This window comes from Pseudomonas sp. UV AK001 (assembly GCF_046097675.1).
Taxonomy (GTDB): Bacteria; Pseudomonadota; Gammaproteobacteria; order Pseudomonadales; family Pseudomonadaceae; genus Aquipseudomonas; species Aquipseudomonas kribbensis.
In genome coordinates, this window is record NZ_JBJUVZ010000003.1 from 352,056 (window position 1) to 377,657 (window position 25,602).

The 25,602-nt window shown below is 60.3% G+C and carries 24 protein-coding genes and 1 pseudogene; 16 read left to right on the forward strand and 9 right to left on the reverse strand.

The features are described 5' to 3' along the window. Positions 1-25: 25 nt before the first annotated feature. A complete protein-coding gene (locus ACKLNA_RS12530) occupies positions 26-220 on the forward strand; it encodes a hypothetical protein (RefSeq protein ID WP_408986039.1) in 195 nt (64 codons plus the stop codon). Here the strand turns inward: ACKLNA_RS12530 and ACKLNA_RS12535 are convergent. From ACKLNA_RS12535 to ACKLNA_RS12545, 3 genes and pseudogenes are all read right to left on the reverse strand, one after another. Further along, positions 189-1,184, reverse strand: coding sequence for a YbhN family protein (locus ACKLNA_RS12535; protein WP_408986040.1), 996 nt, complete (start codon positions 1,182-1,184; stop codon positions 189-191). The two genes, ACKLNA_RS12530 and ACKLNA_RS12535, sit on opposite strands and share 32 nt — an antisense overlap. A 188-nt stretch (positions 1,185-1,372) precedes the next feature. Continuing rightward, a complete protein-coding gene (locus tag ACKLNA_RS12540; protein ID WP_408986126.1) occupies positions 1,373-2,137 on the reverse strand; it encodes a methyl-accepting chemotaxis protein in 765 nt (254 codons plus the stop codon). Between the two features lie 93 nt (positions 2,138-2,230). Then, positions 2,231-3,262: pseudogene (locus ACKLNA_RS12545) on the reverse strand (cache domain-containing protein); the annotation flags it as partial. Between the two features lie 188 nt (positions 3,263-3,450). On the opposite strand from ACKLNA_RS12545, the gene ACKLNA_RS12550 reads away from it, so the two are divergent. Next, entirely contained in the window at positions 3,451-4,938 is a 1,488-nt protein-coding gene (locus ACKLNA_RS12550; protein ID WP_408986041.1) for a helicase HerA-like domain-containing protein, read from the forward strand. Positions 4,939-4,960: 22 nt separating this feature from the next. Here the strand turns inward: ACKLNA_RS12550 and ACKLNA_RS12555 are convergent, their stop codons facing one another. After that, positions 4,961-5,416: a DUF721 domain-containing protein gene (locus ACKLNA_RS12555; RefSeq protein WP_408986042.1), complete on the reverse strand. Its 456-nt coding sequence runs from the start codon at positions 5,414-5,416 to the stop codon at positions 4,961-4,963. A gap of 307 nt (positions 5,417-5,723) precedes the next feature. Between ACKLNA_RS12555 and secA the strand changes: the two genes are divergently transcribed. The 4 genes from secA (at position 5,724) to ACKLNA_RS12575 (ending at position 11,438) form a co-directional block, all read left to right on the forward strand. Continuing rightward, on the forward strand, positions 5,724-8,462 hold the full coding sequence (gene secA / locus ACKLNA_RS12560) for a preprotein translocase subunit SecA (protein ID WP_408986043.1): 2,739 nt from the start codon (positions 5,724-5,726) through the stop codon (positions 8,460-8,462). 122 nt (positions 8,463-8,584) lie between these two features. Beyond that, positions 8,585-9,802, forward strand: coding sequence for a bifunctional glutamate N-acetyltransferase/amino-acid acetyltransferase ArgJ (gene argJ, locus ACKLNA_RS12565; RefSeq protein WP_408986044.1), 1,218 nt, complete (start codon positions 8,585-8,587; stop codon positions 9,800-9,802). Positions 9,803-9,864: 62 nt separating this feature from the next. Beyond that, positions 9,865-10,497 (forward strand): glutathione S-transferase family protein, encoded by a 633-nt coding sequence (locus ACKLNA_RS12570; RefSeq protein ID WP_408986045.1) that lies wholly within the window; start codon positions 9,865-9,867, stop codon positions 10,495-10,497. After that, a complete protein-coding gene (locus ACKLNA_RS12575; RefSeq protein ID WP_408986046.1) occupies positions 10,494-11,438 on the forward strand; it encodes a Nudix family hydrolase in 945 nt (314 codons plus the stop codon). Before ACKLNA_RS12570 ends, ACKLNA_RS12575 begins: the two co-directional genes overlap by 4 nt. Positions 11,439-11,575: 137 nt before the next feature. Here ACKLNA_RS12575 and ACKLNA_RS12580 read toward each other — a convergent pair whose 3' ends face one another. Genes ACKLNA_RS12580 through ACKLNA_RS12590 form a run of 3 tightly spaced genes read right to left on the reverse strand, consistent with a single transcriptional unit; the run spans position 11,576 to position 15,163 of the window. Further along, positions 11,576-12,160 (reverse strand): cob(I)yrinic acid a,c-diamide adenosyltransferase, encoded by a 585-nt coding sequence (locus ACKLNA_RS12580; RefSeq protein WP_408986047.1) that lies wholly within the window; start codon positions 12,158-12,160, stop codon positions 11,576-11,578. A 3-nt stretch (positions 12,161-12,163) separates the two neighbouring features. Continuing rightward, positions 12,164-14,200, reverse strand: a complete 2,037-nt coding sequence (locus tag ACKLNA_RS12585; protein ID WP_114885079.1) for an ATP-binding protein — start codon at positions 14,198-14,200, stop codon at positions 12,164-12,166. A gap of 45 nt (positions 14,201-14,245) precedes the next feature. After that, on the reverse strand, positions 14,246-15,163 hold the full coding sequence (locus ACKLNA_RS12590; protein ID WP_408986048.1) for a putative 2-dehydropantoate 2-reductase: 918 nt from the start codon (positions 15,161-15,163) through the stop codon (positions 14,246-14,248). Between the two features lie 140 nt (positions 15,164-15,303). Between ACKLNA_RS12590 and ACKLNA_RS12595 the strand changes: the two genes are divergently transcribed. Continuing rightward, complete coding sequence (locus tag ACKLNA_RS12595; protein ID WP_011335651.1) at positions 15,304-15,789, forward strand: YajQ family cyclic di-GMP-binding protein; 486 nt, start codon at positions 15,304-15,306, stop codon at positions 15,787-15,789. Between the two features lie 138 nt (positions 15,790-15,927). After that, the gene (locus tag ACKLNA_RS12600; protein ID WP_007951217.1) at positions 15,928-16,767 is read left to right on the forward strand and encodes a mechanosensitive ion channel family protein; all 840 of its coding nucleotides are present in this window, start codon (positions 15,928-15,930) and stop codon (positions 16,765-16,767) included. A gap of 121 nt (positions 16,768-16,888) precedes the next feature. Here ACKLNA_RS12600 and ACKLNA_RS12605 read toward each other — a convergent pair whose 3' ends face one another. Next, positions 16,889-18,235: an OprD family porin gene (locus tag ACKLNA_RS12605; RefSeq protein ID WP_408986049.1), complete on the reverse strand. Its 1,347-nt coding sequence runs from the start codon at positions 18,233-18,235 to the stop codon at positions 16,889-16,891. Positions 18,236-19,113: 878 nt separating this feature from the next. Between ACKLNA_RS12605 and ACKLNA_RS12610 the strand changes: the two genes are divergently transcribed. Both ACKLNA_RS12610 and ACKLNA_RS12615 read left to right on the forward strand, forming a co-directional pair. Next, positions 19,114-19,539, forward strand: a complete 426-nt coding sequence (locus tag ACKLNA_RS12610; protein ID WP_085709617.1) for an HIT domain-containing protein — start codon at positions 19,114-19,116, stop codon at positions 19,537-19,539. Between the two features lie 2 nt (positions 19,540-19,541). Beyond that, positions 19,542-19,748, forward strand: a complete 207-nt coding sequence (locus tag ACKLNA_RS12615; protein ID WP_248742555.1) for a SlyX family protein — start codon at positions 19,542-19,544, stop codon at positions 19,746-19,748. Positions 19,749-19,818: 70 nt separating this feature from the next. On the opposite strand, the gene ACKLNA_RS12620 is transcribed toward ACKLNA_RS12615, so the two are convergent. Next, on the reverse strand, positions 19,819-20,421 hold the full coding sequence (locus ACKLNA_RS12620) for a cold-shock protein (RefSeq protein WP_114885073.1): 603 nt from the start codon (positions 20,419-20,421) through the stop codon (positions 19,819-19,821). A 308-nt stretch (positions 20,422-20,729) separates the two neighbouring features. Between ACKLNA_RS12620 and ACKLNA_RS12625 the strand changes: the two genes are divergently transcribed. From ACKLNA_RS12625 to ruvC, 6 genes are all read left to right on the forward strand, one after another. Beyond that, the gene (locus ACKLNA_RS12625) at positions 20,730-21,200 is read left to right on the forward strand and encodes a Dps family protein (protein WP_039766007.1); all 471 of its coding nucleotides are present in this window, start codon (positions 20,730-20,732) and stop codon (positions 21,198-21,200) included. 241 nt (positions 21,201-21,441) lie between these two features. Beyond that, complete coding sequence (locus ACKLNA_RS12630; protein WP_248742554.1) at positions 21,442-21,786, forward strand: ribbon-helix-helix domain-containing protein; 345 nt, start codon at positions 21,442-21,444, stop codon at positions 21,784-21,786. 113 nt (positions 21,787-21,899) lie between these two features. Further along, on the forward strand, positions 21,900-22,121 hold the full coding sequence (locus ACKLNA_RS12635; protein WP_065258528.1) for an FmdB family zinc ribbon protein: 222 nt from the start codon (positions 21,900-21,902) through the stop codon (positions 22,119-22,121). 108 nt (positions 22,122-22,229) lie between these two features. Beyond that, positions 22,230-24,005, forward strand: a complete 1,776-nt coding sequence (gene aspS / locus ACKLNA_RS12640; RefSeq protein WP_085709621.1) for an aspartate--tRNA ligase — start codon at positions 22,230-22,232, stop codon at positions 24,003-24,005. Between the two features lie 128 nt (positions 24,006-24,133). Beyond that, positions 24,134-24,880, forward strand: coding sequence for a YebC/PmpR family DNA-binding transcriptional regulator (locus tag ACKLNA_RS12645; RefSeq protein ID WP_085709622.1), 747 nt, complete (start codon positions 24,134-24,136; stop codon positions 24,878-24,880). A gap of 101 nt (positions 24,881-24,981) precedes the next feature. Next, positions 24,982-25,506, forward strand: a complete 525-nt coding sequence (gene ruvC / locus ACKLNA_RS12650; RefSeq protein ID WP_408986050.1) for a crossover junction endodeoxyribonuclease RuvC — start codon at positions 24,982-24,984, stop codon at positions 25,504-25,506. Positions 25,507-25,602: the final 96 nt, after the last annotated feature.

The following is a 25,602-nucleotide window of genomic DNA, read 5'->3' on the forward strand; positions in this document are numbered from 1 at the left end:
TGTTTCTGTCCCGGAGAAAACGCCCATGAGCGATCCACTGGACAAAGCCACCTCCAGAGCGCCCGCCACTTTGGGCGAGGGCTGTCTGAGCCGCTATGACCCGGATGACCTGAGCCCGGAGGATGGCACGGACTTCCCCGACGCCGCCGCGTTGTGGGAGCAGATCAACGAAGATAAACCCGACGACGTCAAGCCTGCCGTACCTTCATCAGCTTCCTGAGCAGCGGACGCCCGAGCATCAGCAGAAAAATCGGCCCGCCGACCAGCAGGTAGAAGTAAAACGTCATCGCCCGCCAGATCAGGATCGCCGCCGCAGCGGTCGACGCCCCCACCATGGGCGCCAGCAGCGCCGCCGACGTCAATTCCGCCGCCCCGGCCCCGCCCGGCAACAGGCTGAATTGTCCCGCCCCCAGCGAAAGCATCTGAATCAGAAACGTCCAGGCCCACTGCACGTCCGCCCCCAGCCCACGCAGCGCCAGATACAGCACGCTGTAACGCAGCGACCAATGCACGCAGGTCAGGGCAAACACCTTGAACAGCGTTTGTCGCGGCAGTTTCAGAGCATCGGTGAACGCCGCAAGAAAATGCAGCAGCTTGCGCGCCCAGCGCCATCGCGTGGCGGGTTGCACGTTCATGCGCGCCAGCAGCCGGCCACTCCAGCGAATCAGCATCCGGTGATAACGCGCCACCAGCACACAACCGAACAGCCCGCCAAACAACGAAATGGCGCTGACAATCAGCAGCCATTCCATCCGGTCGCTCAGATGCTGGAACAAGGCATAAATCAGAATCCCGCCCAACGCACACAGAAAGAACAGCAAGTCGCTCAACTGATCCATTGCAAACACTGCGCTGCCCCGGGCCGGACGCACGCCGCTGCGTGCCAGCAGCGCCATGATCGTCAACGGCCCGCCGGTGCCGCCGGGCGTGGCGCACCAGGCGAATTCGGCGGCCATGACCACGCCAAGGCTCTTCAGCGGTGTGACCCGTTCACGCTGATCGCCGAGCAGCAGACGCAGGCGCAAGGTATTGATGCCCCAGCACAGCAAAACCATGGCCAGCAGGATCGACAGCCAGTGCAGAGGAAAGGCTTGCAACCGCGTCCAGGTTTCCCCGCCGCCCAATAACGAAGGGATCAGCACGGCGGCCAGCAGACCGATCAGCAACAGAATGCCGCGATTCATGTGCTATGTCCCTGTTGGCGCGTCAGCGTGGTTTCAGCGATATGCACAGTGAACGCCCCTTCGCTCGTTGATGTCCCGTGTTGACCTTACTCCAGAATAGATGTTCGGTCGGGATGTGCGGTGGGGGAGGTTTGCGGGAGGTGAGATGTCTTCGCGGACTGACCCGCGAAGACATTCGGGGGAGGGGTTTAAATGCGGAAGCTGCCGACCAGTTGCTTCAAACGCGAAGCCTGTTGCTCAAGATCGGAACAGGCACGCAAGGTCGCCTGCAGGTTCTCGACGCCTTCCTGGTTCAGCGTATTGATCTCGGTGATATCGACGTTGATCGACTCGACCACGGCGGTCTGTTCCTCGGTCGCGGTGGCCACCGACTGGTTCATCCCGTCGATTTCGCCGATACGCTGGGTCACGCTGTTCAGGCGCTCGCCGGCGAGGTTGGCGATTTCCACGCTGTCCTGGCTGTGGCGCTGGCTGTCGCTCATGGTGCTGACGGATTCGCGGGCGCCGACTTGCAGCTCCTCGATCATGGTCTGCACCTGCTGCGCCGATTCCTGGGTGCGGTGGGCGAGGTTGCGCACTTCGTCTGCCACCACGGCAAAACCGCGACCGGCTTCACCGGCCCGCGCAGCTTCGATGGCGGCGTTGAGCGCCAGCAGGTTGGTCTGCTGGGAAATGCTGGTGATCACTTCCAGAATCTGGCCGATGTTCACGGTCTTGCTGTTCAGCGATTCGATGTTGCTGCTGGATGCGCTGAGCATGCTCGACAGTTGATTCATCGCCTTGATGCTGCGATCCACCACTTGCTGGCCGTCTTCGGCCAGACCACGGGCGTCACTGGCCTGGGTCGAGGCCTGTGCGGCGTTGCGGGCGATTTCCTGAGCGGCGGCACCGAGCTGATTGATCGCGGCGGCCACGCTGTTGGTGCGCGAGGCTTGCTGGTCAGAGTTGAACATTGACGAGTTCGAGGCCGCGACCACACGCAGGGCGACTTCGTTGACTTGCCCGGTGGCGGACGACACTTCGCGGATCGAACCGTGAATCCGCTCGACAAAGCGGTTGAATGCCGTGCCCAGCACGCCGAATTCGTCCTGGTTCTGAATGGTCAGACGCTTGGTCAGGTCGCCTTCGCCGTCGGCGATGTCTTCCATGGCGCGGGTCATGACGTGCAGCGGCTGAATCAGGATGCGGATCAGCATGCCGAGCAGGGCGATGATGATGGCCACGGCAATCACGGTCGCAATCACCGCCGAGGTGCGGAACTGGCTGAGCATCGAGAAGGCTTTGTCCTTGTCCACGGACAGGCCGATGTACCAGTTCACCGACGGCAGGCCTTTGATCGGGGCGAAGGTGACGATGCGGGTTTTGCCGTCGACAGTGATTTCACTGAAGTCGCTGCTGATGCGCGGGGTGTCCTGCGGATAGGCTTCCTTGAGCGATTTCATCACCAGGGCCTTGTCCGGGTGCACCAGGATCTTGCCGTCGGCGCTGACCAGGAACGCGTAGCCCATGCCGGAGAAGTCCCGGGCGCTGAGGGTGTCGATCAGGGTCTGCAGGCTCAGGTCGCCACCCACCACGCCGACGCTCTGGCCGGCCTTTTTCGCGGCGGTGGCGATGGAAATGATGGTCTGGCCGGTGGCCGCGTCGATGTACGGCTCGGTCAGGGTCGAGGTGCTGCTGCTTTCGGCACCTTTATACCAAGGGCGGACCCGCGGATCGAAACCGTCCGGCATCTTCGCATCCGGACGGATGGTGAAGTGCCCGGTGGCGTCGCCGAGGTAGGACGCCATGAAGGTCGACGTCAGGGCTTTCTGTTCCAGCAGGCTGGCGACGGCGGACGGCTCGGGGTTGATCGCAATGTTCTGTGCCGCGTTCTCGATCAGCAGGATGCGCCCGCTGAGCCAGGTCTGGATGTTGTCGGCAGTGACCTCGCCCATCTCGTTGAGGTAGTTGTTCAGGTCGTCGCGGATTGCATTGCGCTGCAGCCAGTCGTTGTACAGCGTGAACGAGGCGAAGGCGGCAATGACGATGAGGGCGGCGGCAAGCAAGATTTTATGGCTGAAGCGTAGATTTTTGTTCATGGCTTGGGGTTCCGCTAAGGTCTTAATGTCCAGGGCGTGCTTTTATAAAGGCGCGCAAAATGGGCAGGGGTGAAAGCTCACTGATATTTCCGTCTCTCCTTAGGGAAATCTCAGACCGGACTTTTGATCGGGTCTCTCACTCCTCTCTATCGGCCATGCTCGACAAAGATTAACTATTGGGTGACCAAATGCCTGACTCCTCGCAACTCGTTATCGGCGCCGATCTCGCCGGGCAACCGATCGCCCAGGCGATGCGCCTGGCCAACCGTCACGGACTGGTGGCCGGCGCGACCGGCACCGGCAAGACCGTCACTTTGCAGCGTCTGGCCGAAGCCTTCAGTGACGCCGGGGTCGCGGTGTTCGCCGCCGACATCAAGGGTGACCTGTGCGGTCTTGGCGCTGCCGGCAATCCTCAGGGCAAGGTCGCCGAGCGTATCGCCGGCATGCCGTGGCTCAACTACAAACCTCAGGCCTATCCCGTGACCTTGTGGGACATTCACGGCGAGTCCGGTCATCCGTTGCGTACCACCCTGAGTGAAATGGGGCCGTTATTGATCGGTGCGTTGCTGGAACTGACCGACAGCCAGCAATCGGCGCTGTACGCGGCGTTCAAGGTCGCGGACCGTGAAGGGCTGTTGCTGCTGGATCTGAAAGACCTGAAAGCACTGCTCAATCACCTCAAGGACAACCCGCAGTTGCTCGGCGAAGATGCGGCGCTGTTCACCACCGGTTCCAGCCAGGCGCTGTTGCGGCGTCTGGCCATCCTCGAACAGCAGGGTGCCGAAGCTTTGTTCGGCGAGCCGGCACTGCAACTGGAAGACATCCTGCAATCGGCCGCCGACGGTCGCGGGCGCATTCATTTGCTGGATGCCAGTCGTCTGGTGCATGAAGCGCCGAAGGTCTATGCGACATTCCTGCTCTGGTTGCTCGCCGAGCTGTTCGAGCAACTGCCGGAGCGGGGCGATGCCGACAAACCGCTGCTGGCGCTGTTCTTCGACGAAGCGCACTTGTTGTTCGGCGATACGCCCAAGGCCTTGCAGGAACGTCTGGAACAAGTGGTGCGGCTGATCCGCTCCAAGGGCGTCGGAGTGTATTTCGTCACTCAATCGCCGGGCGATCTGCCGGACAACGTGCTGGCGCAACTCGGGTTGCGCGTGCAGCACGGTCTGCGGGCGTTCACCGCCAAGGAGCAGAAATCCCTGCGGGCGGTGGCGGACGGTTTCCGGCCGAATCCGGCGTTCGATACGTTGTCGGTGTTGACCGAACTCGGGATTGGCGAGGCGCTGGTCGGCACCTTGCAGGAAAAAGGCACGCCGGAAATGGTCCAGCGTGTGCTGGTGGCGCCGCCGCAGTCGCGGATCGGGCCGTTGACCGAGACCGAACGCACGATGCTGATTGCCGGGTCGCCGTTCAAGGGGCGTTATGACAAGCCGATCGACCGCGAGTCGGCTTATGAAATCCTCACCGGGCGCAAGAACCTGGGGCCTGAAGCCGAGGCGATACCTGGCAAACCGGCGCCAGAAGAGCCGAGCCTAGCGGACAAGGCCGGAGAATTTCTCGGAACGGCGGCGGGGCAGGCGTTGAAATCGGCGATGCGTCAGGCGGCGAACCAGTTGGGCCGGCAGTTGGTGCGGGGATTGATGGGGTCGTTGCTTGGTGGCAGCAAGCGCCGCTAGGACCTGGGCAGGCGCGCCAGGGTCAGGATTTGGCCTTGGCGTGCGCTGCCAGACGCTCCAGCGCCGCCCGCAGGCTCGGATCGCTGATCCCGTCGGCGGTGGATTGAATGGTCGCTGCGGCATCCGTCGACAGATCCATCGTGTGCCCGGCTGCTCTTGGCTGAGTGACAGGTGGTCGCACCGAGAACTTGATCCGCGTCAGACCGGCGAACTCGTCGAACATCTGCAATTGTCGCAGCAGGCGTTTTTGCTGATAGCGCAGGCGCGTGGCCCAATGACCATCGGTGACCACCAGCGACAGTTCGCCTTCGCGCCACTTGGCTACATGGCAGTGCTCGCGGGCGGCGGGTTGCAGCTGGCTGTCGAGCAGACGCTGCAGATGGGCCAGGCGTTGAGCATGGCCGAGGATGGCTTTCAACGGCCTGGCTTCGCGTAGCAGAACGGCGGGCGCTCTGGCTGTAAGAGGGCGAAATGCCATGATCCAACACCTGAAGTTGCAAAGGCGCCATGGTAGCAGATGGGCCCCATTTCACTCGCCCATTGCTTTTGTCCCTGCTTTGCCCATTAAATCAACGACTAACTTCTGCCGCCAACGGCTTGAAGTTGAGCAAAACGCCCCTATTTTAAGTGAGCCCCGTCAAAGCGCAGTGCCAGCATCGTGGAATATCGCCACTTTCCTCACCACCGTTTCCGGGTAGAATGCTCGTTCGCATGCGGCCATGAGGGCTGCACGGGCGACTCACGGGGCCGCCCTCCATCCCTTTAGTGTGGAAGATCCTGCCGATATGTTTGCGCCTTTGTTAAAGAAACTTTTTGGAAGCAAGAACGAGCGTGAAGTCAAACGCATGCTCAAGACGGTGCAGCTCGTCAATGCCTTCGAAGAGAAGATGGTCGCCCTCTCGGACGATCAACTGCGCGCCAAGACCGCAGAGTTCAAGGACCGCATTGCCAAGGGGGAGACCCTCGACAAGCTGTTGCCGGAAGCCTTTGCGGTCGCCCGCGAAGCCGGCAAGCGCGTCATGGGCATGCGCCACTTCGACGTCCAGCTGATCGGCGGCATGACGCTGCATGAAGGCCGGATCGCCGAAATGCGTACCGGTGAAGGCAAGACCCTGGTGGGTACCCTGGGCGTTTACCTCAACGCACTGTCCGGCAAGGGCGTGCACGTTGTGACCGTGAACGACTACCTGGCCCGCCGTGACGCCAACTGGATGCGTCCGCTGTACGAATTCCTCGGCCTGACCGTCGGCATCGTGACGCCGTTCCAGCCGCCGGAAGAGAAGCGCGCCGCCTACGCCGCCGACATCACTTACGGCACCAACAACGAATTCGGGTTCGACTACCTGCGCGACAACATGGCGTTCAGCATGGAAGAGAAATTCCAGCGCGAACTCAACTTTGCCGTGATCGACGAAGTCGACTCCATCCTCATCGACGAAGCGCGTACCCCGCTGATCATTTCCGGTCAGGCCGAGGACAGCTCCAAGCTGTACATCGAGATCAACAAGCTGATCCCGAAACTCAAGCTGCACGTTGAAGAAGTCGAAGGCGAAGTCACCCAGGAAGGTCACTTCACCGTCGACGAGAAGACCCGTCAGGTCGAACTCAACGAAGCCGGTCACCAGTTCATCGAAGACCAGTTGACCAGCATCGGTCTGCTGGCCGAGGGCGAGAGCCTGTACTCGGCGCACAACCTGAGCCTGCTGACTCACGTCTATGCCGGCCTGCGTGCGCACAAACTGTTCAACCGCAACGTCGAATACATCGTGCAGGACGGTCAGGTCGTACTGGTCGATGAACACACCGGTCGTACCATGCCGGGTCGTCGTCTGTCCGAAGGCCTGCACCAGGCCATCGAAGCCAAGGAAAACCTGAACATCCAGGCCGAAAGCCAGACCCTGGCCTCGACCACGTTCCAGAACTACTTCCGTCTGTACGAAAAACTGTCCGGCATGACCGGTACTGCGGACACCGAAGCGTTTGAATTCCACCAGATCTACAACCTGCCGGTCATCGTGATCCCGACCAACAAGCCGTTGGCCCGTAAGGACTACAACGACCTGGTGTTCCTGACCGCCGAAGAGAAATACGCGGCGATCGTCAACGACATCAAGGAAAGCATGGCGGCCGGCCGTCCGGTGCTGGTGGGTACTGCGACCATCGAAACTTCCGAGCACATGTCCGCATTGCTCGTGAAGGAAGGCATCGAACACAAGGTTCTGAACGCCAAGTTCCACGAAAAAGAAGCTGAAATCATCGCACAGGCCGGTCGTCCGGGCGCCCTGACCATCGCCACCAACATGGCCGGTCGTGGTACCGACATCCTGTTGGGCGGCAACTGGGAAGTTGAAGTCGCGTCGCTGGAAAACCCGACCCCTGAGCAGATCGCCCAGATCAAGGCCGACTGGCAGAAGCGTCACCAGCAAGTGCTGGAGTCCGGCGGTCTGCAGGTGATCGCGTCCGAGCGTCACGAATCCCGTCGTATCGACAACCAGCTGCGTGGCCGTGCCGGCCGTCAGGGCGACGCCGGTTCCAGCCGCTTCTACCTGTCGCTGGAAGACAGCCTGATGCGTATCTTCGCCTCCGACCGGGTGAAGAACTTCATGAAGGCCCTGGGCATGCAGCCTGGCGAAGCGATCGAGCACCGCATGGTGACCAACGCTATCGAGAAAGCGCAGCGCAAGGTTGAAGGTCGCAACTTCGACATCCGTAAACAACTGCTGGAGTTCGACGACGTCAACAACGAGCAGCGTAAAGTGATCTATCACATGCGCAACACGTTGCTGGCCGCAGACAACATCGGTGAAACCATCGCTGACTTCCGTCAGGACGTCCTGAACGCCACCGTCAGCGCGCACATTCCGCCACAATCGCTGCCTGAGCAATGGGACGTGGCCGGTCTGGAAGCCGCGATTGCCAGCGACTTCGGCGTGAAGCTGCCGATCCAGCAATGGCTCGACGAAGACGATCACCTGTACGAAGAAACCCTGCGCGAGAAGCTGATGAACGAGCTGATCGCCGCGTACAGCGAGAAAGAAGACCAGGCCGGTGCCGACGCACTGCGCTCCTTCGAGAAACAAATTGTGCTGCGCGTGCTGGACGACCTGTGGAAAGACCACCTGTCGACCATGGATCACCTGCGTCACGGCATCCACCTGCGTGGTTATGCGCAGAAGAACCCGAAGCAGGAATACAAGCGCGAGTCCTTTACGCTGTTCTCCGAGCTGCTGGATTCGATCAAGCGCGACTCGATCCGTGTGCTGTCGCACGTTCAGGTTCGCCGCGAAGATCCGGCCGAGGAAGAGGCGCGTCTGCGTCAGGAAGCCGAGGCACTGGCCGCTCGCATGCAGTTCGAACACGCCGAAGCCCCGGGTCTGGAGCAGCCGGAAGCTCTGGTCGGTGAAGAGGTCGATGTGGCCCTGGCCACCGCACCGGTTCGCAACGAGCAGAAGCTGGGCCGCAACGAACTGTGCTACTGCGGTTCGGGCAAGAAATTCAAGCATTGCCACGGGCAGATCCAGTAAACCCCGTTTCAATCGCTGAAATACCCGCGCCGCGACCGGCACCAGCCGTCGCGGCGTTTTGCCATTTACACCACCGCCACTACGCTGGGCGGTGCTGACATCATTGAGTAAGGAGCGCATTCATGGCTGTTGGTCTTGGTCCTTTGCCAACGTTGCACCCGGTTGCCGGTTTTGAACTCGGTATCGCTTCGGCCGGCATCAAGCGCCCCGGGCGCAAGGATGTCGTCGTGATGCGTTGTGTCGAAGGTTCGACCGTGGCGGGCGTGTTCACGTTGAACGCTTTCTGTGCAGCGCCGGTGATCCTGGCCAAGAAGCGCGTGCAGAACGCTGTGCGCTACCTGCTGACCAACACCGGCAATGCCAACGCCGGCACCGGCGAACCGGGCCTGGCTGCCGCCGAGCGCACCACCGCGAAGCTGGCCGAATTGACCGGCGTTGATGCCAGCCAGATCCTGCCGTACTCGACCGGTGTGATCGGCGAGCCGCTGCCGGTCGAGAAGATCGAAGGCGCCTTGCAGGCCGCGCTTGACGATCTGTCGGAAAACAACTGGGAAGCCGCCGCCACCGGCATCATGACCACCGACACCTTGCCCAAGGGTGCGAGCCGCCAGTTCCAGCATGACGGCGTGACCATCACCGTCACCGGCATCAGCAAGGGCGCGGGCATGATCCGTCCGAACATGGCGACCATGCTCGGCTACATCGCCACCGACGCCAAAGTCTCCCGCGACGTGCTGCACAATCTGATGCTGGACGGTGCCAACAAGTCGTTCAACCGCATCACCATCGACGGCGACACTTCGACCAACGACTGCTGCATGCTGATCGCCACCGGCAAGGCTGCGCTGCCGGAAATCACCCGCGCCGAAGGCGAGCTGTTCACCAAGCTGAAACAGGCCGTGTTCGAAGTGTGCATGGACGTGGCCCAGGCCATCGTGCGTGACGGCGAAGGCGCGACCAAGTTCGTGACCGTTGAAGTCAATGGCGGCGGCACTCACCAGGAATGCCTGGACGTCGGCTACACCGTGGCCCACTCGCCGCTGATCAAGACGGCACTGTTCGCCTCCGACCCGAACTGGGGTCGCATCCTCGCCGCTGTAGGCCGTGCCGGCGTGCCGGATCTGGACGTGAGCAAGATCGACGTGTTCCTCGGCGAAGTGTGCATCGCCAGCCGTGGTGCCCGCGCCGCGACCTACACCGAAGCCCAGGGCTCGGCGGTGATGCAGCAGGAAGAAATCACCATCCGTATCGAGCTGGGTCGTGGCGATTGCAGCGAAACCATCTGGACCACCGACCTGTCCCACGAGTACGTGAAGATCAACGCCGAATACCGCACCTGATCCCTGCCGAAGAGGGAGGTCGGCGGACCTCCTTTTCTTCTGTCCCATGAAAGGACCCGAACATGAGCCTTCACCTGATCATCGGCGACAAACTGCTTTCCTCCTGGTCCCTGCGCGCGGCACTGGCGCTTGAACTGACCGGCGCACCTTACACCGAAGAACTGATCAAGCTCGGCAAGCCCGACACCCGCGAGCGCCTGCTCAAGCATTCGCCCACCGGCAAGGTGCCGCTGCTGACCACCGCACGGGGCACCATCGCCGATTCCCTGGCGATTGCTGAATACCTGGCCGAACAGTTTCCATCCGAACAGCTCTGGCCGACCGATATTACGGCCCGCGCCCAGGCGCGTTCTGCCTGCGCGCAGATGCACAGCGGCTTCTTCGCCATGCGCAATCACATGCCGTTCAACCTGAGCCACGACGCACCGCTCAACCCGGTGCCGCCAGAGGTGAAGGTCGATGTCGAGCGTATGCTCGCGCTGTGGGCTGAATGCCGTGCGGCAGCGACCGAGGCCGGACCGTTCCTGTTTGGTCGCGTGTCGCTGGCCGATGCGTTCTTTGCACCGATTGCCGTGCGTCTGCGTACCTATCAGGTGAAGTTGCCGGCCGAAGATGAAGCCTATGTTGAAACCGTCTACCAATGGCCGGCCTTCAAGGCCTGGCAAAAGGCCGGACTGGAGGAATTGCAGTCGTGAAACGTGTACATGTCGCCGCTGCCGTCATTCGTGACGACAGCGGCAAAATCCTCATCGCCCGCCGGGCCGATACTCAGCATCAGGGCGGCCTCTGGGAATTTCCCGGTGGCAAGGTCGAAGCCGACGAGTCGGTGCAGACCGCGCTGGCCCGTGAGCTGCACGAAGAACTGGGCATTGTCGTCGACGCTGCCCGCCCGCTGATCAAGGTGCGCCACGATTACCCGGACAAGCAGGTGTTGCTGGATGTCTGGGAAGTCTCGAGCTTCACCGGCGAACCCCACGGCGCCGAAGGCCAGCCATTGGCCTGGGTCTCGGCGAAGGAACTGACGAATTACGAGTTCCCGGCGGCCAACCAGCCGATCGTCGCGGCGGCGCGTCTGCCTGCTGAATACCTGATCACCCCGGAAGACCTGGAAGCTCCGGCCTTGTTGCGCGGCATTCAGAAAGCAATTGCCGGCGGCATCAAGCTGATCCAGCTGCGTGCGCCCAACGGTTATGACCCGAAATATCGCGATCTGGCGGTGGATGCGGTCGGCCTGTGTGCCGGCAAGGCGCAGTTGATGATCAAGGGCCCGTTCGAGTGGCTGGGGGACTTCCCGTCCGCCGGTTGGCACATCACCTCGGCACAGTTGCGCAAGTACGCGGCGGCGGGACGCCCGCTACCGGCGGAGCGCTGGCTGGCGGCGTCCTGCCACAATGCAGAAGAGCTGGCGCTGGCCGAGCAAATGGGCGTGGATTTCGTCACCCTGTCGCCGGTGCAGCCGACCCTGACTCACCCGGATGCACAGCCGTTGGGCTGGGAGCAGGCTTCGACACTGATCGAAGGCTTCAGCAAGCCGGTGTTCCTGTTGGGCGGAGTCGGCCCGGCCGAGCGCGAGAAAGCGTGGAATGCCGGGGCTCAGGGCGTGGCGGGGATTCGGGCGTTCTGGCCACAGACCTGAGTTTTTGTTGATTCTGCCGGCCTCATCGCGAGCAAGCTCGCTCCCACATTCGACCGCATTCTGTCTGTCGGAACTCGGTCAACTGTGGGAGCGAGCTTGCTCCGGGCGGCGTTCCGACGAAGGCGGCTTGTCAGGCGCTACTTTTCTGTGGGCTTCGCCGCCGGTTGCCACAGGATTTCTGCAATGCCCTGACGCCGCGCAATCAACCTCGCCGCCACAAACAACAAATCCGACAAGCGATTGATATAAGCCAGGCCAACCCCGGCCAATGGTTCGATCGCATTCAAATGCTGACAACGCCGCTCGGCACTGCGCGCCAGGCTGCGGCAGACGTGGGCCTGGGCAATCAGCATCGAACCGCCGGGCAGAATGAAGTTCTCCAGCGGCCCCAACTCCTCGTTCCAGACATCGATGGCGGCTTCTAGCCGTTCGATTTCTGCCGCGTTCAGCGCCTGATATTCCGGCATCGCCAGTTCGCCACCGAGATCGAACAAGCGGTGTTGGCAGGGCGCCAGCACGTCGATCAACTCATTAAGCCCGGGGCAGTTTTCGCGTTCGGCAATCAACCCGGCCAGCAGCACGCCGACCTGGCTGTTCAGGGTGTCGACCTCGCCAATGGCCTCGATGCGCGGATGATCCTTGGGGACGCGGCGACCATCGCCGAGGCCGGTTTCGCCTTTGTCGCCGGTGCGGGTGTAGATCTTCGACAAGCGAAAGCCCATGGTTTACCTCGGTAGTTGATTGGTTTCGGCGGCAATGGGTGCCGGTTGCGCGAGCGGCAGGCGCAGGGTGAAGCAGGTGCCTTGCCCCGGTGCCGACTGCACTTCCATCTGCCCTTTGTGATTGTTGGTGATGATGAAGTACGACACCGACAGCCCGAGCCCCGTGCCCTGGCCGATTTCCTTGGTGGTGAAGAACGGCTCGAAGGTGCGTTTGCGCACGTTCTCGCTCATGCCGATGCCGTTGTCCTCGACCTGAATCTCGGCCCACGGCGGATTGAGCTTCGTGCGCAGAATAATCCGCCCCGGCTCGCTGTCGTCTTCGCGCAAATGGATTGCCTGGGCAGCGTTTTTCAGCAGGTTGAGCAGCACTTGCTCCAGCTCGTTGGCGGTGCCCGGAACCGGTCCCAGCGCCGGGTCGAACTGACGGATGATCGCCTGCCCCTTGAAGTCGAAGCCGATGGCCAGGTCGAAGTCATTGCCGGCGATTTCCACGGCCTGATCGATCAGCGCCGGGAGATCGCACGGGGCCATCTGTCGGGTGCTGCGGCGGCTGAAACTGAGCATATGGGTAACGATTTTTGCCGCCCTGGCCCCGGCCTGCTGGATGCCGTCGAGCAGTTGCGGGACTTCCCGGCCTTGCAGGTAGCGGTTCACGGTATCCAATTCGATGCCCAGTTGTTCGGCTTGCTCGAGGTTTTTCGGCAGGTCGGGCGAAAGACGCCGGCGAATGTTCTGCACGTTGTGCAGGATCGCCCCCAGCGGGTTGTTGATCTCGTGGGCCATGCCGGCCGCGAGGCCGCCGACCGAGAGCATTTTTTCCGACTGCACCATCATGTCTTCCAGCGAGAGACGCTGGGTGATGTCGTCGATCCGGATCACCACGCCACGTCCGGCACCGCCCATCAGCGGGTAGAACGTCAGGGCGTAATGTTTTGGTTCGTCGTCCTTGAACCAGGTCACCCGCTCGATTTTCGCCACGGTGTGTTGTTCGACGGTCTGCTTGAGTTGCGGCAGGAACGGTTTGAGCGGTTCGAACGCGAGGAAGATCGGTTGATTCAGTGCTTCGTCCAGCCGTGTGCCCGAGAGGGCGCTGGCTTCCTGGTTCCATTGCGTGACGTAGAGCTGCTCATCGAGGGCGATCAGCGCCGAGGGCATGGAGTCGATGATGCTGTTGAGGTAGTTCTGGAAGCCCGTGAGTTTCTTCTCGATCTTGCTGCGCACCTGGACTTCCAGCTCCAGCTTGCGGTTGGTGTGGCGGGTTTCTTCGGCCAGCCCCTGAGCCTGATCGTAGGCGGCTTGCGAGTCATCGCGGGCGCGCTTGAGCTGCTGCTCCCGGGCCTCGATGCGTGAAAGCATGGTGTTGAAGGCCTCGGCCAGACTGCCGATCTCGTCGTGGTTGCCGCGCGAGGCGCGCAGGGCGTAGTTTTCCTCACGGGTGACCTGGCGGGACAGTTCTTCGAGCTCGTGGATCGGCCGGGTGATCAGGCGCTTGATCTGCCGGGCAATCACCAGCCACAACAGCACGCTGAAAATCAGGATCCCCAGACTCGCCGTCAGGGTACCGGTGTAGAACGCCATCGGCAGTTCGCTGCTGGCCACCAGCAGCAGATGACCCGGCGCCGTGCCGGGGCGGGGCAGGGTGATCAGTTGATTGCTGCGAAACTCGGTGAGTTGCCAGGCTTCGATGTGCCGGTAGCGCTCCGGCAGATTGAGCTTGTCGCCGCGTTGCACCTGAGCGATGCGGTCGCCCTTGCCGTCGTACAGTGCGGCGGCCCGCAGCGGCGAGTAGCTGTCGAGCTCCTTGAGCAGGCGTTCGGCGCTCTGCGGTGATTGCAGGGCTTCGGCGATCAGGCTCGGGTTCGCCACCAGTCGGCCAATGGTCTGCAGCGCCTGGGGCGCCATGCTTTCCTGGGAAATGTAATAGGCGGCGCTGATGAAAGTCAGGTTGGCGACCAGTAACACGGTGGTCAACAGCACCAGCAGGGCGGCCAGCAGTTTCTGGCCGACCGGCAGGTTTTCGAGGCGCTGGCGCAATGGCATCGGGCTTATCGCAACAAAGGAACAAGTGGGCAGCGTAGCCGCTGCTCAGTCCACGGGCAATCCGAGACTGTGCAGATGGGCTTTCAGCCGTTGCTGCAATTGTTTCAGATGCGGCAGGTTGAGCTGGTGCCGCTGAGCAACCTTGCAGGCATGGCCCAATAGATAGCTGATTTCGGTGCGGCGCTTGCTGGCCACGTCCTGATACATGGAGGAGAAATTGGCGGCGGTGGCCGAAATCACCCGTTCGACTTCCTGTTGCAGGTTGTCTGCCGCCGCAGGCTGGCCGCAACGCTCCAGCAGCTCGGTCAGTTCGGCGCACAGGGTGGCGACTTCACAATGATGTTCCTGCAATCCGCCGTTACGGCAGTCGTGCAACACCGTCAGGGGATTGATCGCACAGTTGAGCGCCAGTTTTCGCCACAGTCGGGTGAGGATGTCCGCACTCCATTCATGAGGAATCTTTGCCGCTTCAAGATCATCCAGCCAGACCGGTGCCACGGGATGGCCGGCATCACCGAGCCAGGTGTAACCGTGGCCGGCAAAGACCACGCGCCAGTCGCCGTCGCGAAACGCGCCTTCGGTGCTGGAGGCGCTGATGCAGCGGGCCTGCGGGACTTGTGCGGCGACCGCTTCCTGGCTGCCGAGGCCGTTTTGCAGAAGAATCAGCTCTGCGTCCGGCGCCAGACGATGAGCGACACCGGCCACGGCGCTCTCGGCATCGTAAGCCTTGCACGCCACCAGCAGGCGACGAATCGGTCCGGGACTGTCCGGGGTTTCGCCGGGGATGGCATAACTGCTGGCCACGCCTTGTTCCACCAGCGTCAGGCCTCCTGCCGTCGCATAGTCATGCAAGCGATCGATATCGCGCAGGATCAGCCGGACCGGCAATCCGGCCCGGGCCAGACGCGTGGCCCAGAGGGTGCCGAGACTTCCGACGCCGAGGATGTGCCAGGGGGTGGACATCAGTTTTTCACTCGGTAAGGTACAGGCATGCAAGGCTCGCCGTGTCGGTGGGAAAAGACCCGTTATAATGAGCCCGATTTTAACCGCAAGCCAAGCGCGCCGCGTCCTGAACGAGCGCGCCTTTTTATTGGAGAGATTACATGCCGTCGTTCGACGTGGTATCCGAACTGGACAAACACGAACTCACCAACGCGGTCGAGAACGCCGTGAAGGAACTCGATCGTCGTTATGACCTGAAAGGCAAGGGCAGCTTCGAATACAAGGAAAAGGACCTGACCGTCCACCTGACCGCTGAAGCCGATTTCCAGCTGGAAGCGATGATCGAGATCCTCAAGCTGGCCCTGGTCAAGCGCAAGATTGACGTGCAGTGCCTCGAGGTCAAAGACTCTTTCGCCTCGGGCAAGCTGATGAAGCAGGACGCCGTTCTGAAGGAAGGCATCGACAAGGAACTGGCGAAGAAGATCGTCGGCCACATCAAGGAAGCCAAGCTCAAGGTGCAGGCTGCCATTCAGGGCGAGCAGGTACGTGTCACCGGCAAGAAGCGTGACGATCTGCAGGAAGCCATCGCTGCCCTGCGTGCCAAGGAATTCGGCATGCCACTGCAATTCAACAACTTCCGCGACTGAGCCATCCGAGTCGGGAACCTCTCGGCGTTTTCAGCGTCCGAGGCCCAAGCAGCGGCAGAAACGATTGAGCCCCCACAGGCCCGATCGTTCTGCCGCTGATTTTTTCAGCCCGGGAAGCCGGCAATCAGGAGATAAAAGATGGATTTGAATGCTGAGGTAGACAACCTGGTCAAGGCGTCCCAGGCGTGGATTCCGATGATCATGGAATACGGCAGCCGTGTGCTGCTGGCGGTGATTACCCTGGCGATCGGCTGGTGGCTGATCAACAAGGTCACGCAAAAACTCGGTGGTCTTCTGGCTCTGCGCAATGCCGACCTGGCGCTGCAGGGTTTCATCAGCAGCCTGGCCAACATCATTCTCAAGGTGCTGTTGATCGTCAGCGTGGCGTCGATGATCGGTGTCGAGACCACTTCGTTCGTCGCGGCGATCGGTGCGGCCGGCCTGGCCATCGGTCTGGCGTTGCAGGGCAGCCTGGCGAACTTCGCCGGTGGCGTGCTGATTCTGCTGTTCCGTCCGTTCCGTATCGGTGACTGGATCGAAGCGCAGGGCGTGGCAGGTACTGTCGACAGCATCCAGATTTTCCACACCGTACTGCGTACCGGCGACAACAAGACCATCATCGTACCGAACGGCAATCTGTCGAATGGCATCATCACCAACACCAACCGTCAGCCAACCCGCAAGGTTGTGTTCGATGTGGGTGTCGATTACGAAGCCGATCTGCAAAAGGCCCGTCAGGTGCTGCTGGATCTGGCTAAAGATGATCGCGTTCTGCAGGATCCGGCGCCACAGGCTGTCATTTCGACGCTGGGTGATAGTTCGATCACTGTTTCGTTGCGTGTCTGGGTCAAGACGGCAGACTACTGGGATGTGATGTTCATGTTTAACGAACAGTCCCGCGATCGTTTGAAAACAGCCGGTATTGATATTCCGTTTCCACAACGAGTGATTCGTGTGGTTCAGGAATCGGCGGTTTAATGATAGGTTGCTAATTAATTGCCTGACTTATCGGTCAGGCATGTATTACACGCAACAGGCAATAAAAAAAGGCCCATCCGAAGATGGGCCTTTTTCATTCAACCAAACTAACCACTGACGATTACAGGATGTTCAGTGGGTACTCGGTGATCAGACGGAACTCTTTAACGTCGCCTTCGCCTTCATCAGCGTTAGCAACGTGCCATGCTTGACGAATACGGAAGGACAGGTCTTTTGCCGGACCGCTTTGAACCACATATTTGGCTTCAAAGTTGGTTTCGTGGTGTTTGCCATCTTCACCGTAGAGGCCGGCGTAAGCGCTACCCGCTGGAGTGTGGGTACCGTCGATATCCCAGCCTTTAACGTAACGAACCATGAAGCTCAGACCAGGCACGCCATACTCGGCCATTTTCAGGTCGTAGCGGGCTTGCAGGGATTTCTCGCCTGCACCGTTAAAGTCGGAGTACTGGATGGAGTTGGCGAGGAAGATCGAGTCGCCACCACGGTTGTTCTTGCCCACGCCGATGTAGTCGAACGGGGTGTCGCCGTTGACCTTCTGGAAGGCCAGGGTGAAGGTGTGTGCCTTCAGGAACGACAGGGCAGTTGCCAGGGAGAATGCGGTGTTGCTGATGTCACCGGCTTTCGCGCTACCGGTATCGGTGGTGCGGTAGATGTTGAAGTCGGTGTTCAGCGAAGTGTCACCACCGAATGGAGTAGTGAGGTTCACGTTCGCGTAGTACTGGTTCCAGATGTCTTGCAGCTTGGCGCCGTACAGCGATGCAGTCAGGTTGTCAGTGATGCCGTATTTGCCACCGAAGTAGTCGATGTTCTTGGCTTCGACGCCGGCGTAGGTGGCGTAAAGGCCGCCATCACGAGCGTTCTTGTCCTGGCTGGTAGCCGAGTAGAAGTGACCGGCTTCGAGATCGAGGTCTTTGACTTCGCTGCTCTGCAGCTGGAAGCCACTGGCAGTTTGCGGAAGGATACGGGAACCACCGATAGCGAACACTGGAGCAGTGGTTGGCTGCTGGTCGCCGATTTTCAGCTCGGTTTTGGAGATGCGGAATTTGATGGCTGCGCCGGCCTTGCCTTGGCTTTCATCAACATCATGGGCATAACCGTTGGCTTTGACGGTATTGCTGCGGCTCATGTTGCCTGTGCCGGTGGTGCCGTCACCGCCATCCAGTTTGACCGCCAGGTAACCGAATGCATCGATACCGACGCCTACGGTGCCTTGGGTGTAACCGGAAGTGAAGTTGCCGAGGAAGCCCTGGGTCCAGTCTTTCTGGTCGTGGCCGCCGTTCTTGTTGTCGCGGTTGAAGTAGTAGTTCTTCAACGTCTCGGTCAGTTTGGCGTCTTCAACAAAGCCTTTGGCTTCAGACTGGTCACTAACAAACGGTGCGGCCGTAGCCAACTGAGTACTGGCTGCTGTAACGGCCAGTGCGATCATGCTCCACTTCATCACGCGCATCGTGATTTGCTCCTTTGGTTTTAGAAGAGTACTGCCGTCCCACCTGTTTTATTATCTGGGCGGCTCTTTCTTTTTGTGTCGGCGCAAACTTATATCACGCCGACAATGTTGGCGATACTTGCGCATACAACCTTTCATGTTCTTTACGACGCTGTCGCAAATGGCTTGGTTGATGTCGCAAATTCACAGTACCCATGCAGCCGGACTGACAGCTTTATCGCTGTTTCTGGGCCTTTTTGCATCGGTAAAAAAGAGTCCCTGGCAAAACACTTGAATCTCCATCGGGCAACCCTGCCACTGTTTTTTTCGGGGTTTGAACCACCACTTCCCGTGGCGGGCTCATAGCCCATATGAGTACGAATGCAACAAGCGTGCACAAACCGCAAAATTGATGCGGTTATTTTTCCCGAGCCCCGCTTGTGGCTGTAAAAACCTTGTAAATGCGGGCTCGCGCGCCCCTTTTTGATCAGGGTTGACGCGCTTCCTCGCTTGGTGTTGCCTCGCTCGATTTTGCGCATGACAACCAAAAACGTTACCGGTTCACCCTGTCAGTGAGTATTTGGCGGATGCCCGAGCCATTGAGCGTAGACCCGCTGTACGGTTTTGGTGCAAAAATTTTTTCCGGCTGTACTGAATTCAAACACTTGAGTCCTGTCATGACCCTGAACGCGGTAGTGACTCACGGTCATTTCGGCGTGTTGCCTGGCACGGTAGGGCTCGTGCTGGTGCGTGATCGCCGGAAATGTTCCATGGCGGGGCGCCGCTTCATCGTGAAGGGCAGGGCATTCGAAGGTATGCTGCCGTCCTGTCGTTTAGTGCGCCGTCCACCGGGCAGGCCCACTAAGCTGAATATTGTCGACCAGCCGGGAGTACACCCAGTGTTTGCTTTAGATTCACGCCTTCAACAGGACACGCTGACCATCGGCGACTTCCCGCTCTGCCGGTTGCTGCTGTCCAACGACGCCAACTACCCGTGGTTCATCCTGGTGCCTCGTCGCGACGATATCAGCGAGTTGTTTCAATTGGATGTCGCCGATCAGCAGCGTCTGTGGCAGGAAACCACGGCCTTGGCGGAGGTGCTCAAGGACTCGTTCGATGCCGACAAGATGAACGTTGCCACCCTGGGTAACGTCGTCAGCCAGATGCACATGCATGTGATCGTGCGCAAACGTGATGACGCCGCGTGGCCGGCTCCGGTCTGGGGCAAGCACCCGGCCAAACCTTACAGCGCCGAGCAAGTGGCCGCGATCCGCGAGCGTCTGCGCCTGGTGCTGGACGAAGATTTCAAGTTTCTGGAGGGCTGATCATGAGCCTGGAACAACGCGTTACCGAACTGGAAAGTCGCCTGGCATTTCAGGACGACACCATTCAGGCGTTGAACGATGTGCTGGTGGAGCAGCAGCGAGTCGTGGAGCGTCTGCAATTGCAGATGGCCGCGCTGCTCAAGCGCCAGGAAGAAATGGTCGGCCAGTTCGGGTCCTTTGAGGAAGACGCACCGCCGCCGCACTACTGAGTTTGCGTATTTCGCAAGGGCAATAAAAAACCGCGAGCAGCCAGGCTGTTCGCGGTTTTTTCGTTCTGGATCAGCGACGCGGCAGGGCGGCGATCACGTCTTCGGCTTGCAGGCCTTTGTCACGGTTCATTACCGAGAACTCCACGCGCTGGCCTTCGACCAGGACGCGGTGGCCTTCGCCACGGATGGCGCGAAAGTGCACGAAAATATCATCGCCGGAATCCCGGGAGATAAAGCCGAAGCCCTTGGAGGTGTTGAACCACTTGACGGTGCCGGTATCGCGGTTGCTCATGTCGTAGCTTTGCGCGGCGGCGGCCGGTGAGGATTTGTAGAAGCTGACGGCCAGGTGCAGGACCACGGCGACCAGGGCGATCACCAGGCTGAACAGCACGGCTGGCTGGCCGGCGATGACGGGCATCGGCGCGATCAGGGTCAGGGTTTGCAGGACGACGGTCAGCACCAGCAGTGCGCTGACCAGATTTTGCAGATGCTGGCGCGGGCCTTTGTTCCAGTAAGGGATCACCGGGGCAATGACCAGGTTCAGCAGGCCGAAAAAGGCCAGGTAAAGTGCATCGGGTTGTTGCAGGTAAGGAACGGCTTCGGATTTCAAGCTGGGTATGAACGACAGCAGCAACGCCGCTGCGCCCATTAGCAGGTGGACGATTTTCAACATTTTTATTGACTCACGTTATGACGGCTCACAAGGAAGAGCTGAAGGCGCACGGTTCGCTTCGAAACAATAAGAGGCGTTGGACACGTGCCCGGCATCAGCCTATGCGCAACGCCCGGAAAACAGGGCATAGCGACACACTGCCTATTTAACAGCAAAGCCTGCGGCTACTCAAATCACGCCGGCCAGCGGCATGCGTGGGGCGATTTGTCGCCTCTATCGGGTCGATACGGGGGCTGCCATGGGAGGGAGGCCTTGCTACAGTGAACCGACACCTGCTGGATGAATTCAATCGCCGTTAGGGGGTAAGCATGGCAATCGATATCGGTATCAGTGAAGAAGACCGCAAATCCATCGTCGAAGGGCTGTCGCGTCTGCTGTCGGACACCTACGTGCTCTATCTGAAGACCCACAACTTCCACTGGAACGTCACCGGGCCAATGTTCCGGACCCTGCACCTGATGTTCGAGGAGCAATACAACGAACTGGCGCTGGCCGTGGATTCGATCGCCGAACGCATCCGCGCCCTGGGTTTCCCTGCGCCGGGTGCCTATGCGACTTACGCGCGTCTTTCCTCTATTAAAGAAGAGGTGGGCGTGCCGAGTGCCGAAGACATGATCAAACAACTGGTCGAAGGCCAGGAAGCGGTCACTCGCACGGCGCGGGGGATTTTCCCGCTGCTGGATAAGGTCAGTGACGAGCCGACGGCTGATCTTCTGACTCAGCGCATGCAAGTCCACGAGAAAACCGCGTGGATGCTCAGGGCGCTGCTCGAAGCCTGATCGCCCGTGGCGCACGGCCACGAATTGTAGGCCGTGCGCCCGTCCTGGCGAGGAAAAAGCACTCGCGCTTGTAGGATGCGAGGAAAGCACTTCGCTGGTCCATGATCCTCCCTTTTCTGTTGGCTTATCCTACGAGGACGGTCAAAAAGTCGTCTGGCCATGTCTTTGTCCCTGCGCTTTTAATGAGGTCACAGGATGTTGCCTTGGCAACAAGCAGAGATGGCAAAGGAGTGTCAACGATATGGAAGTTGGAGACAGGCGAAGTGGAATCATCATCGGCTCGCGGCAGGACAGGGCCGTGGCGCCGTTTCTTGAAGAGTTCGACATGGCATTGATCCGGCCCTTGGCCCGGTCGGTGCGCTTGAACGGGTTTGCGACCTGCATGCGGCTGGAGCAGGTCTACTGGAATATTCTGGGCCGTATGGCCGAGGATAATTGCTGTTCGGTCGGCACCTTGCTGTCCCGTGTCGATCGCGAGGTGCACTTGCGTCACGGGGGGGTGAAGAACTTCAGCGGTCTGGTGCGGGTGGTGTGTGTCGTGCACGGCCTGCGGGATGCCCCGGTGACCGTCGGGGGTTGCCAGTGACCGGGCGGCCCGTGCAGTCTTCCGGCTGCACAGGCCGCATTTAATGGATATAATCCCGCTCTTTCGCCACACCGCCCTGCGGGAGCTGGCAATCTGATCGCCGAGACAACTCCATGCCGATGTACGATTACCAATGTGCTTCCTGTGGTCATCAGTTGGAAGCCATTCAAAAGATCAGTGATGCACCGCTGGTCGATTGCCCTGCCTGTCAGGCACCAGAGCTCAGGAAACAGCTGTCCATGCCAGGCTTTCGCCTCAGCGGCAGCGGTTGGTACGAAACCGATTTCAAGACCGGCGCGAAGAAGAATCTGGCCGGTGGCGACAAATCTGACTAGGGTTCAGGCCCAGGTCTTACGACACGCGCGAGCATCCACCGGTCGCACAGAGCTTGAGTGCGGCGGATCTCCACCGAATTTCGAATTACGAGAAGCGAAACCACTACCATGATGCGCAGCCATTATTGCGGCCAACTGAACGAAAGCCTGGAAGGCCAGGAAATTACCCTTTGCGGATGGGTTCACCGTCGCCGCGACCACGGCGGGGTGATTTTCCTCGATATCCGTGATCGTGACGGTCTGGCCCAGGTGGTCTTCGATCCGGATCGCGCCGAGAGCTTCGCCGCCGCCGATCGCGTGCGCAGCGAATACGTCGTGAAGATCACCGGCAAGGTGCGTCTGCGTCCGGCCGGTGCCACCAACGCCAACATGGCGTCGGGCATGATCGAAGTCCTGGGCTACGAACTGGAAGTGCTGAACGAGTCGGAAACCCCGCCGTTCCCGCTGAACGAGTTCTCCGACGTCGGTGAAGAAACCCGCTTGCGCTATCGCTTCCTCGACCTGCGTCGTCCGGAAATGGCCGAGAAGCTGCGTCTGCGTTCGCGCATGACCACCAGCATCCGTCGCTACCTCGACGAGAACGGCTTCCTCGACGTGGAAACGCCGATCCTGACCCGCGCTACTCCGGAAGGCGCGCGTGACTACCTCGTACCGAGCCGTACTCACGCCGGTTCGTTCTTCGCACTGCCGCAATCGCCTCAGCTGTTCAAGCAACTGCTGATGGTCGCCGGCTTCGACCGTTACTACCAGATCGCCAAGTGCTTCCGCGACGAAGACCTGCGTGCCGACCGTCAGCCTGAGTTCACTCAGATCGACATCGAGACCAGCTTCCTCGACGAAAAAGACATCATGGGCCTGACCGAAGGCATGATCCGCAACCTGTTCAAGGAAGTGCTGGATCTGGAATTCGGTGAATTCCCGCACATGACTTTCGAAGAAGCCATGCGCCGTTACGGTTCCGACAAGCCGGACCTGCGTAACCCGCTGGAACTGGTCGACGTAGCCGATCAGCTGAAAGAAGTCGATTTCAAGGTGTTCAGCGGCCCGGCCAACGACCCGAAATGCCGTATCGCCGCACTGCGCGTTCCAGGCGGGGCGAGCATGCCGCGCAAGCAGATCGACGACTACACCAAGTTCGTCGGCATCTACGGTGCCAAGGGCCTGGCGTACATCAAGGTCAACGAGCGTGCTGCCGGTGTTGAAGGTCTGCAATCGCCGATCGTGAAAAACATCCCGGAAGCCAACCTGAACGTGATCCTCGATCGCGTCGGTGCAGTCGACGGCGACATCGTGTTCTTCGGCGCCGACAAGGCCAAGATCGTCAGCGAAGCCCTGGGCGCGCTGCGTATCAAGCTCGGTCACGACCTGAAGCTGCTGACCTGTGAATGGGCACCGATGTGGGTCGTCGACTTCCCGATGTTCGAAGAGAACGACGACGGCAGCTTCTCCGCTCTGCACCACCCGTTCACCGCGCCGAAGTGCACCCCGGAAGAGCTCGAAGCCAACCCGGCTGGTGCGCTGTCCCGTGCCTATGACATGGTTCTGAACGGCACCGAGCTGGGTGGCGGTTCGATCCGTATCCACCGCAAAGAGATGCAGCAAGCGGTATTCCGTCTGCTGGGCATCAACGAAGCGGAACAGGAAGAGAAGTTCGGCTTCCTGCTCGATGCGCTGAAGTACGGTGCGCCGCCGCACGGTGGTCTGGCCTTCGGTCTGGACCGTCTGGTGATGCTGATGACCGGTGCCCAGTCGATCCGTGAAGTGATCGCCTTCCCGAAAACCCAGAGTGCTGCCGACGTGATGACGCAGGCGCCGGGTGTCGTGGATGCCAAGGCACTGCGCGAACTGCACATTCGTTTGCGCGAAACACCAAAGGCTGAGTAAGACGGGCCTGAAGGCGCATCTTCGGATGCGCCTTTTTTCTTTCTATAGAGAGCAGGTCGAGATTTTTTGTTTGCTGGCTGTGCGATGTGCGCGGCGGGCAACGTTTCAAAGAGAATTCGGAGCGAGATATGGCAGGTCATTCCAAGTGGGCGAACATCAAGCACCGCAAAGAACGTCAGGATGCCAAACGAGGCAAGATCTTCACCAAGTGGATCCGTGAACTGACCGTTGCGGCCCGTCAGGGCGGTGGCGATCCGGGTTCCAACCCGCGTCTGCGTCTGGCCCTGGACAAGGCTCTGGGCGCCAACATGAGTCGCGACATCATCGATCGTGCGGTGGCCCGTGGTGCTGGCGCGACCGAAGCGGACAACGTTGAAGAGCTGACCTACGAAGGTTACGGCCCGGGTGGCGTGGCGGTGATGGTCGAGTGCATGACCGACAACCGCAACCGTACCGCCGCAGCCGTGCGCCATGCGTTCAGCAAATGTGGCGGCAACCTCGGTACCGACGGTTCGGTGGCCTACCTGTTCGAACGCAAGGGCCAGATCAGCTTCGCCCCGGGTGTCGACGAAGATGCGCTGACCGAAGCGGCGCTGGAAGCCGATGCCGACGACGTGGTCACTCATGAGGACGGCTCGATCGACGTGTTCACCTCGTTCACCAGTTTCTACGCCGTGCGAAACGCGCTGGAAGCGGCCGGTTTCAAGGGTGATGACGCGGAAATCGTCATGCAGCCGACCACCAGCGCCGAACTGGATCTGGAAGGTGCGGAGAAGGTGCTCAAGCTGATCGACATGCTCGAGGATCTGGATGACGTGCAGAACGTCTATTCCAATGCCGACATTCCGGAAGACGTGGCGGCTCAGCTCGGCTGATAACGGCTAGGCTTCAATGTGGGAGATTCCAGGTTTGAGGGTTCATCTCGAACATGGAATCTCCCACATTTGTTTTTGTGTTTTTTCGAATCTGCAGGCTTATGACTTTAATTCTTGGTATCGACCCCGGTTCGCGCATCACCGGATATGGCGTGGTACGCGATACCGGGCGTGATTGTGTCTACGTGGCTTCCGGCTGCATTCGTACCGGCGCCGGCGAGTTGCATGAGCGTCTGCAGATCGTCTATCGCGGCGTGCGGGAAATCATCCAGACCTACGGTCCGGTGACCATGGGCATCGAAAAGGTGTTCATGGCGAAAAACGCCGATTCGGCGCTGAAGCTCGGGCAGGCCCGTGGGGCCGCGATCGTTGCGGGGGCCGAAGAGAGTCTGGAAATTGCCGAGTACACGGCAACCCAGGTCAAGCAGGCCGTGGTTGGCACCGGTGCAGCCAATAAGGAACAGGTGCAGATGATGGTCATGCACATGCTCAAACTGACCAGCAAGCCACAAATCGATGCCTCGGACGCCTTGGCCATTGCCATTTGCCATGCGCATACACGTTCCAGCCTGTTGCCTCACGGTCTGGGAACCGCACGCAGTCGTGGCGGGCGCCTGCGTCTCTGATAGCATCAGCAATCATTTTTCCGGTATACGGATTTTGTGCCTGGGTCGTCGGCCCGAATCCGTATTCCGTTTTGTCGCCAGCCCACGGCTGGCCAA

Coding starts and splice junctions, on each gene's coding strand:
- ACKLNA_RS12530 (WP_408986039.1), top strand. CDS start 26: ATGAGCGATCCACTGGACAAAGCCACCTCCAGAGCGCCCGCCACTTTG.
- ACKLNA_RS12535 (WP_408986040.1), bottom strand. CDS start 1,184: ATGAATCGCGGCATTCTGTTGCTGATCGGTCTGCTGGCCGCCGTGCTG.
- ACKLNA_RS12540 (WP_408986126.1), bottom strand. CDS start 2,137: ATGTTCAACTCTGACCAGCAAGCCTCGCGCACCAACAGCGTGGCCGCC.
- ACKLNA_RS12550 (WP_408986041.1), top strand. CDS start 3,451: ATGCCTGACTCCTCGCAACTCGTTATCGGCGCCGATCTCGCCGGGCAA.
- ACKLNA_RS12555 (WP_408986042.1), bottom strand. CDS start 5,416: ATGGCATTTCGCCCTCTTACAGCCAGAGCGCCCGCCGTTCTGCTACGC.
- secA (WP_408986043.1), top strand. CDS start 5,724: ATGTTTGCGCCTTTGTTAAAGAAACTTTTTGGAAGCAAGAACGAGCGT.
- argJ (WP_408986044.1), top strand. CDS start 8,585: ATGGCTGTTGGTCTTGGTCCTTTGCCAACGTTGCACCCGGTTGCCGGT.
- ACKLNA_RS12570 (WP_408986045.1), top strand. CDS start 9,865: ATGAGCCTTCACCTGATCATCGGCGACAAACTGCTTTCCTCCTGGTCC.
- ACKLNA_RS12580 (WP_408986047.1), bottom strand. CDS start 12,160: ATGGGCTTTCGCTTGTCGAAGATCTACACCCGCACCGGCGACAAAGGC.
- ACKLNA_RS12585 (WP_114885079.1), bottom strand. CDS start 14,200: ATGCCATTGCGCCAGCGCCTCGAAAACCTGCCGGTCGGCCAGAAACTG.
- ACKLNA_RS12590 (WP_408986048.1), bottom strand. CDS start 15,163: ATGTCCACCCCCTGGCACATCCTCGGCGTCGGAAGTCTCGGCACCCTC.
- ACKLNA_RS12595 (WP_011335651.1), top strand. CDS start 15,304: ATGCCGTCGTTCGACGTGGTATCCGAACTGGACAAACACGAACTCACC.
- ACKLNA_RS12600 (WP_007951217.1), top strand. CDS start 15,928: ATGGATTTGAATGCTGAGGTAGACAACCTGGTCAAGGCGTCCCAGGCG.
- ACKLNA_RS12605 (WP_408986049.1), bottom strand. CDS start 18,235: ATGCGCGTGATGAAGTGGAGCATGATCGCACTGGCCGTTACAGCAGCC.
- ACKLNA_RS12615 (WP_248742555.1), top strand. CDS start 19,542: ATGAGCCTGGAACAACGCGTTACCGAACTGGAAAGTCGCCTGGCATTT.
- ACKLNA_RS12620 (WP_114885073.1), bottom strand. CDS start 20,421: ATGTTGAAAATCGTCCACCTGCTAATGGGCGCAGCGGCGTTGCTGCTG.
- ACKLNA_RS12625 (WP_039766007.1), top strand. CDS start 20,730: ATGGCAATCGATATCGGTATCAGTGAAGAAGACCGCAAATCCATCGTC.
- ACKLNA_RS12630 (WP_248742554.1), top strand. CDS start 21,442: ATGGAAGTTGGAGACAGGCGAAGTGGAATCATCATCGGCTCGCGGCAG.
- ACKLNA_RS12635 (WP_065258528.1), top strand. CDS start 21,900: ATGCCGATGTACGATTACCAATGTGCTTCCTGTGGTCATCAGTTGGAA.
- aspS (WP_085709621.1), top strand. CDS start 22,230: ATGATGCGCAGCCATTATTGCGGCCAACTGAACGAAAGCCTGGAAGGC.
- ACKLNA_RS12645 (WP_085709622.1), top strand. CDS start 24,134: ATGGCAGGTCATTCCAAGTGGGCGAACATCAAGCACCGCAAAGAACGT.
- ruvC (WP_408986050.1), top strand. CDS start 24,982: ATGACTTTAATTCTTGGTATCGACCCCGGTTCGCGCATCACCGGATAT.